A 4839-nucleotide genomic window follows, 5' to 3' on the forward strand; every position below is an offset into this window, starting at 1 on the left:
TGCCGCTTCGGGCGGCGCGGCGGGCGCCGACGGTGCGGCGGCCGGCCCGTCGAAGAGCGGCAGGTCCATCTGGCGATGATCGAGGGCCACGACGGCAGGCCGTGGCCGCGGACGCTGTTTCATCAGTTCGCTTCTTTTTGTCGTACGCAACGGCTGCAACCTGGGGGCGTCAGACACGCGCGGCATCGCGCGTGCCGGCATTGCCCGCCTGGCGATACGAATCGGGATCGATCCGGCGCATTTCCGCTTCGATCCATGCTTCGACCTGCGAGTTCAATGCATCGGGCGTCAACCCTTCGCTGGGGATCGGCTTGCCGATCGACACGGTGACGACGCCCGGGAATTTCGTGAACGAATTGCGCGGCCACACCCGACCTGCATTGTGCGCGATCGGCACGACGGGTGCGCCGGTTTCGATCGCGAAGCGCGCGCCGCCCGTCTTGTACTTGCCCTGCTTGCCGACCGGCGTGCGCGTGCCTTCCGGGAACATGATCATCCATGCGCCTTCCGACAGGCGCTTCTTGCCCTGGCGGATCACGGAAGTGAACGCGTTCTTGCCTTCCTTGCGGTTGATGTTGACCATGTGCAGCATCCCGAGCGCCCAGCCGAAGAACGGCACGTACAGCAGTTCGCGCTTGAACACGTAGCAAAGCGGCCTCGGCATCAGCGCCGGAAACGCGAGCGTCTCCCACGCGGACTGGTGCTTCGACAGCAGCACCGCCGGGCCGTCGGGCAGGTTCTCGTACCCTTCGATCCGGTAGCGGATGCCGTTCAGCCAGCGCACGACCCACAGCGTCGACTTGCACCAACCGGCCGCCATCCAGTAGCGCGCGTCGGAGCGCATGAACGGAAAGGCGATGAAGCACGCGGTGGCGTACGGCACCGTGTACAGGATGAAGTAGATCAGCAGCAGCAGGGAGCGGACGAAGCGCATCGGCGTAAGTCTGGCGTTAGGGAGGATGCGCGCGGCGGCTGCATCACTCGTGTTCGTGTGAAAGGAAATCGAGCGCGAACGCGCGCAGGTCGTCGTGGACCTTCGTGCCGGGCGGCAGGTTGCCGGCGGCGAGCGTCTTCTTGCCCTTGCCGGTGAGCACGAGGTGCGGCTGGAAGCCGACCGCGACGCCGGCCTGCAGGTCGCGCAGCGAATCGCCGACGACCGGCGTGTGATCGGGATCGATCTCGAAGCGCTCGGTGATCATCTGCATCATGCCGGGTTTCGGCTTGCGGCAGTCGCAGTGATCCTCGGCCGTGTGCGGGCAGAAGAACACGGCATCGATACGTGCGCCGACCGCGGCCGCCGCGCGATGCATCTTCAGATGCATCTCGTTGAGCGTGGCCATGTCGAACAGCCCGCGACCGATGCCGGACTGGTTGGTCGCGACGACCACGCGATAACCCGCGTGGTTGAGCCGGGCGATCGCCTCGAGGGCGCCGGGCAGCGCGATCCATTCGTCGGTCGTCTTGATGAACGCGTCCGAATCGACGTTGATCACGCCGTCCCGGTCGAGGACGACGAGCTTTCGGTTGGGGCTGGTCGGCATCGTGCGGCCCTTATGCGGCGAGCTTCGAGATGTCGGCGACGCAGTTCATCTGCTGGTGCAGCGCGGACAGCAGGGCGAGACGGTTCGCGCGCAGTGCCGGATCTTCCGCGTTGACCATCACGTCGTTGAAGAACGTGTCGACCGGTGCGCGCAGCGCGGCGAGCGCCGACAGCGCGCCCGTGTACGCACGCGCCTCGAGCTGCGACTGAACGTGCGGCGTCACGGCCGCGAGCTGTTCGTGCAGCGCCTTCTCGGCCGCCTCGACGAGCAGCGACGGCTGCACCGTGCCGTTCGCGCCGCCTTCCGACTTCTTCAGGATGTTCGAGATCCGCTTGTTCGCGGCCGCGAGCGCTTCGGCTTCCGCGAGGCGCGTGAATTCGCGCACCGCGTCGAGGCGCGCGACGAGATCGTCGACGCGCGTCGGGTTCAGGCTCAGCACCGCGTCGATTTCACCGGCCGAATAGCCGCGCTCGCGCAGCAGGCCGCGCAGGCGATCCATGAAGAACGCGAGGATCGCATCGGTCGATTCGGCCACGCCCGGCACGCCTTCGAAGCGTGCATGGGCCGTACGCAGCAGCGACACGAGATCGAGCGGCAGCTGCTTCTCGAGCAGCAGGCGCAGCACGCCGAGCGCGTGGCGGCGCAGCGCGAACGGATCCTTCTCGCCGGTCGGCGCGAGGCCGATGCCCCAGATCCCGACGATCGTCTCGAGCTTGTCGGCGAGCGCGACGGCGGTCGACACGGGCGTGGTCGGCAGTGCGTCGCCGGAGAAGCGCGGCTGGTAGTGCTCGGCGCACGCGAGCGCGACGTCGTCGGCTTCGCCGTCGTGGCGCGCGTAGTACGTGCCCATCGTGCCCTGCAGTTCCGGGAACTCGCCGACCATGTCGGTCAGCAGGTCGGCCTTCGCGAGACGCGCGGCGCGCTTCGCGAGCGTGGCGTCGGCGCCGATCGCGGGTGCGATCTCGCCGGCCAGCGCCTCGAGGCGCTCGACGCGCGCGAGCGCCGAACCGAGCTTGTTGTGATACACGACGTTCGCGAGCTGCGGCACGCGGTCGGCGAGCGGCTTCTTCTTGTCCTGCTCGAAGAAGAACTTCGCATCGGCGAGGCGCGGGCGCACGACGCGCTCGTTGCCTTCGATGATCTCGCCCGGCGTCTTCGTCTCGATGTTCGACACGATCAGGAAGCGCGAGCGCAGCTTGCCGCCGACGTCGGTCAGCGCGAAATACTTCTGGTTCGTCTGCATCGTGAGGATCAGGCATTCCTGCGGGACCTGCAGGAATTCGTCCTCGAAGCGGCACGGGTAGACGACCGGCCATTCGACCAGCGAGGTCACTTCGTCGAGCAGCGACTCGGGCATCACGACGGTATCGCCGTTCGCGTGTTCGTTCAGCTGCGTGCGGATCGTTTCGCGGCGATCGGCGAAGTGCGCGATCACGCGGCCCTTGTCGCGCAGCGTGTCGGCGTATGCGCGCGCATGCTGGATCGCGACAAGGCCGTCGGACAGGAAGCGGTGGCCGAGCGTCGTGTCGCCGGCGTCGATGCCGAACGCGGTGACGGGCACGATGCGGTCGTCATGCAGCACCGTCAGGCGATGCACCGGGCGCACGAACTTCACGTCGGAGCCGTCCGGGCGCTGGTAGGTCATGAACTTCGGGATCGGCAGCTTCGCGAGCGTTTCGTCGAGCGCGGCCTGCAGGCCGTCGGCGAGCGTCGCGCCGGCTGCCGAATAGTTGATGAAGAACGCTTCGGCCTTGCCGTCCTGTGCGCGCTCGAGATCGGCGATCGACAGGTTCGGGTGGCCCAGCGCCGCGAGCTTCTTCGCGAGCGGGGCGGTCGGCTTGCCTTCGGCGTCGAGCGCGACCGACACGGGCAGGACCTTTTCGCGGACCTGCTTTTCAGGGGCGACGGCGCGTACGTTCTGCACGACGACGGCGAGGCGGCGCGGCGTGGCGTAGCGTTCGAACACGAGTTCGCCTTCGACGAGGTCGCGCGCCGCGAGGCGTTGCGCAAGACCTTCGGCGAATGCGTCGCCGAGGCGCGCGAGGGCCTTCGGCGGCAGCTCTTCGGTCAGCAGTTCGACGAGCAGGGGGGCGGGATGATTGTGCGTCATGATTGGAATGAATCTCGTCTCGTCAGTCCTGATCGATCTTGCGTTCGACCTTGAGCGGCGGCGCCCACGCCGGCTGTGCGGCGTCCTGGGCGTCGGTGGTGAGGCCCGGCACGCCCGGCGGGTTGCCGAGCATCGGGAAGCCGAGCTTCTCGCGCGAGTCGTAATAAGCCTGTGCGACGAGACGCGACAGCGCGCGGATGCGGCCGATGTACGCTGCGCGCTCGGTCACCGAGATCGCGCCGCGTGCGTCGAGCAGGTTGAACGTGTGGCCGGCCTTCAGCACGAGCTCGTACGCGGGCAGCGCGAGCTGCGCGTCGATCATCTTCTTCGCTTCCGCTTCGTAGCTGTTGAAGAACGTGAACAGCAGGTCGACGTTCGCGTGCTCGAAGTTGTAGGTCGATTGCTCGACCTCGTTCTGGTGGTAGACGTCGCCGTACGACAGGCGGCGCAGCTCGGGGCCGTTCGGGCCTTGCTCTTCCCACTCGGTCCACACGAGGTCGTACACGTTTTCGACCTTCTGCAGGTACATCGCGAGGCGCTCGAGGCCGTACGTGATCTCGCCGAGCACCGGCTTGCATTCGAGGCCGCCGACTTCCTGGAAATACGTGAACTGCGTGACTTCCATCCCGTTCAGCCACACTTCCCAGCCGAGGCCCCACGCGCCGAGCGTCGGGTTTTCCCAGTCGTCCTCGACGAAGCGCACGTCGTTCTGCTTCAGGTCGAAGCCGAGCGCCTCGAGCGAGCCGAGGTACAGGTCGAGGATGTTTTCCGGCGCCGGCTTGAGCACGACCTGGTACTGGTAGTAGTGCTGCAGGCGGTTCGGGTTCTCGCCGTAACGGCCGTCCTTCGGGCGGCGCGACGGCTGCACGTACGCGGCGCGCCACGGCTCGGGGCCGATCGCGCGCAGGAACGTGTGGACGTGCGACGTACCCGCGCCGACTTCCATGTCGATGGGCTGGAGCAGGGCGCAACCCTGCTTGTCCCAGTAGGACTGCAGCGTCAGGATGATTTGCTGAAACGTAAGCATGAAGAGCCTTCGTGGCGCTGGCGCTCCGTTGCGGGCGGCGCTCCGGGCGGGGCCCGGAGGGTCGGCTCGCGCGGCGGCGCGGCTTGTTAGTGTGCTGAAACGCGTAATTTTACCGGATCGGCGAGCGGATGCGGCCGGAACGCGGGCGGGCCCACCGTCGG

Annotated in this window: 4 protein-coding genes and 1 pseudogene; all 5 read right to left on the reverse strand. The window is 67.2% G+C overall.

Annotated elements, in window-relative coordinates; all coding sequences use genetic code 11:
- Positions 1-123: pseudogene (locus G3N93_RS34405) on the reverse strand (metal-dependent hydrolase); the annotation flags it as partial.
- A 46-nt stretch (positions 124-169) separates the two neighbouring features.
- Entirely contained in the window at positions 170-934 is a 765-nt protein-coding gene (locus tag G3N93_RS34410) for a 1-acyl-sn-glycerol-3-phosphate acyltransferase (RefSeq protein WP_011353136.1), read from the reverse strand.
- Positions 935-977: 43 nt separating this feature from the next.
- Positions 978-1541, reverse strand: coding sequence for a D-glycero-beta-D-manno-heptose 1,7-bisphosphate 7-phosphatase (gene gmhB, locus G3N93_RS34415; RefSeq protein WP_174940249.1), 564 nt, complete (start codon positions 1539-1541; stop codon positions 978-980).
- 10 nt (positions 1542-1551) lie between these two features.
- Positions 1552-3651, reverse strand: coding sequence for a glycine--tRNA ligase subunit beta (glyS, locus tag G3N93_RS34420; RefSeq protein ID WP_206134969.1), 2100 nt, complete (start codon positions 3649-3651; stop codon positions 1552-1554).
- 22 nt (positions 3652-3673) lie between these two features.
- Complete coding sequence (gene glyQ, locus G3N93_RS34425) at positions 3674-4678, reverse strand: glycine--tRNA ligase subunit alpha (protein WP_174940253.1); 1005 nt, start codon at positions 4676-4678, stop codon at positions 3674-3676.
- Between the last annotated feature and the right edge of the window lie 161 nt (positions 4679-4839).

The organism is Burkholderia sp. Se-20378, from assembly GCF_017104665.1.
Classification (GTDB): Bacteria; Pseudomonadota; Gammaproteobacteria; order Burkholderiales; family Burkholderiaceae; genus Burkholderia; species Burkholderia lata.

What these genes read in the sequence shown, in the direction of transcription:
- glyQ (WP_174940253.1), bottom strand. Translation starts at nt 4,678, where the DNA reads ATGCTTACGTTTCAGCAAATCATCCTGACGCTGCAGTCCTACTGGGAC.
- glyS (WP_206134969.1), bottom strand. Translation starts at nt 3,651, where the DNA reads ATGACGCACAATCATCCCGCCCCCCTGCTCGTCGAACTGCTGACCGAA.
- G3N93_RS34410 (WP_011353136.1), bottom strand. Translation starts at nt 934, where the DNA reads ATGCGCTTCGTCCGCTCCCTGCTGCTGCTGATCTACTTCATCCTGTAC.
- gmhB (WP_174940249.1), bottom strand. Translation starts at nt 1,541, where the DNA reads ATGCCGACCAGCCCCAACCGAAAGCTCGTCGTCCTCGACCGGGACGGC.